Raw genomic sequence first — 1,918 nt, 5'->3', positions numbered from 1 at the left:
CTGGCGCACGCAAGGACTTGCGGGCATCATGGCGGCATGCTCGATTCGCCCGCCTTCCTGAACGTCGAGGCTTCGGTCACCGGCCGGCGGTGGGTGGGGCCGGAGCCGGAGCAGGTGCGGCTCGGGGCGGCGATCGCCCAGGCGGCCGGGCTGCCGGAGCTCGTCGGGCGCATCCTCGCCGGGCGCGGGGTGGCGCCGGAGGAGGCGGCGGCCTATCTCGCGCCGGCGCTGCGCGACCTCCTGCCCGACCCGTCGCGGCTGCGCGACATGGACCGGGCGGCGGCGCGCTTCCTGGCGGCGGTGCGGCGCGGCGAGCGGATCGCGGTCTTCGCCGACTACGATGTGGACGGCGGCGCCTCGGCGGCGCTGCTCATCACCTGGCTGCGCGCGCTCGGGCGGGAGGCGACGCTCTACGTCCCGGACCGCATCGAGGAAGGCTACGGGCCGAACTTGCCGGCGATGCAGGCGCTCGGGGCCACGCACGACCTCATCGTCTGCGTCGACTGCGGGACGCTGAGCCACGCGCCGGTCGCGGCGGCGGGATGCGACGTCCTGGTGCTCGACCATCACCTCGGGGCCGAGACGCTGCCGCCGGCCTTCGCGGTGGTGAACCCGAACCGGCAGGACGAGGACGGGGGGCTCGGCCATCTCTGCGCCGCGGCGGTGGTCTTCCTGATGCTGGTCGCGGTCAACCGGCTGATGCGGGCCGAGGGCGAGACCGAGGGCGAGACCGGGCCGGACCTGCTCGGCCTCCTCGATCTCGTCGCGCTCGCGACGGTCGCCGACGTGGCGCCGCTCACCGGGCTCAACCGGGCGCTGGTGCGCCAGGGGCTGGCGGTGATGGCGCGCGGCGCGCGGCCGGGGATCGCCGCGCTGGCGGCGGTGGCGGGGATGACCGGGCCGCCCTCGCCCTACGGGCTCGGCTTCGTGCTCGGGCCGCGGGTGAACGCCGGCGGGCGCGTCGGCGCGGCCGACCTCGGGGCGCGGCTCCTCGCCTCGGCCGACCCGCACGAGGCGGCGGCGCTGGCCGAGCGGCTCGACCGGCTGAACGGCGAGCGGCGCGAGATCGAGGCGGCGGTGCGCGCCGCGGCCGAGGCGCAGGCGGCCGCCCGCCCCGCGGGCCCGATCGTCTGGGCCGCCGGCGAGGGCTGGCATCCCGGCGTCGTCGGCATCGTGGCGGCGCGGCTCAAGGAGGCCTTCGGCCGGCCGGCGGTGGTGATCGGGCTCGACCGCCGCGAGGGCAAGGGCTCGGGCCGCTCGGTGCCGGGGGTCGACCTCGGCGCCGGCATCGCCCGGCTGGCGCGCGAGGGACTGATCCTGCGCGGCGGCGGGCACCGGATGGCCGCCGGGCTGACGCTGGCGCCGGAGCAGGTCGCGCCGGCGATGGCGCGGCTCGGCGAGATCCTCGCGCCGCAGCAGGCCGCCGCCCCGATCGGGCGGGCGCTGCGCCTCGAGGGGGTGCTCGGCCCCGGCGCGGCGACGCCCGAGCTCGCCGAGCGGATCGCCGCGGCCGGCCCCTACGGCGCCGGGTCGCCGGCCCCGCGGCTGGCGGTGGCGGGCGCGCGCATCACCGGCGTCAGGCGGATCGGCGAGAGCCACCTCGCGCTGGCGCTGGCGGACGGGTCCGGGCGGCTCGAGGCGGTCGCCTTCCGCGCCTTCGAGGGCCCGCTCGGGCCGTTCCTGCTGGCGAAGGGCGGCGCCGGCGCGCATCTCGCCGGGCGGCTCGAGCGCGACGAATGGCAGGGCCGGGTGCGGGTGAAGCTGCACGTCGAGGACGCGGCGCCGGCCGCATAGACGGGCTTGAACCCCGTCGGCGCGGCCTTTACATACCCCGCGGCGTGCGCCCTTCGTCTATCGGTTAGGACTCCAGATTTTCAATCTGGCAAGACGGGTTCGACTCCCGTAGGGCGTACCATCC

Annotated in this window: 1 protein-coding gene and 1 tRNA gene; both read left to right on the top strand. The window is 77.7% G+C overall.

Annotated features, from left to right (window positions below; all coding sequences use genetic code 11):
• The first annotated feature begins 36 nt into the window (after positions 1–36).
• The gene (gene recJ, locus Q0112_RS13020) at positions 37–1,794 is read left to right on the top strand and encodes a single-stranded-DNA-specific exonuclease RecJ (RefSeq protein ID WP_297975957.1); all 1,758 of its coding nucleotides are present in this window, start codon (positions 37–39) and stop codon (positions 1,792–1,794) included.
• 46 nt (positions 1,795–1,840) lie between these two features.
• A tRNA-Glu gene (locus Q0112_RS13015) sits at positions 1,841–1,915 on the top strand.
• The last annotated feature ends 3 nt before the right edge of the window (positions 1,916–1,918 follow it).

The sequence above is a fragment of the uncultured Amaricoccus sp. genome, assembly GCF_937858865.1.
Classification (GTDB): domain Bacteria; phylum Pseudomonadota; class Alphaproteobacteria; order Rhodobacterales; family Rhodobacteraceae; genus Amaricoccus.
This window is presented reverse-complemented; position numbering and strand designations above follow the sequence as displayed.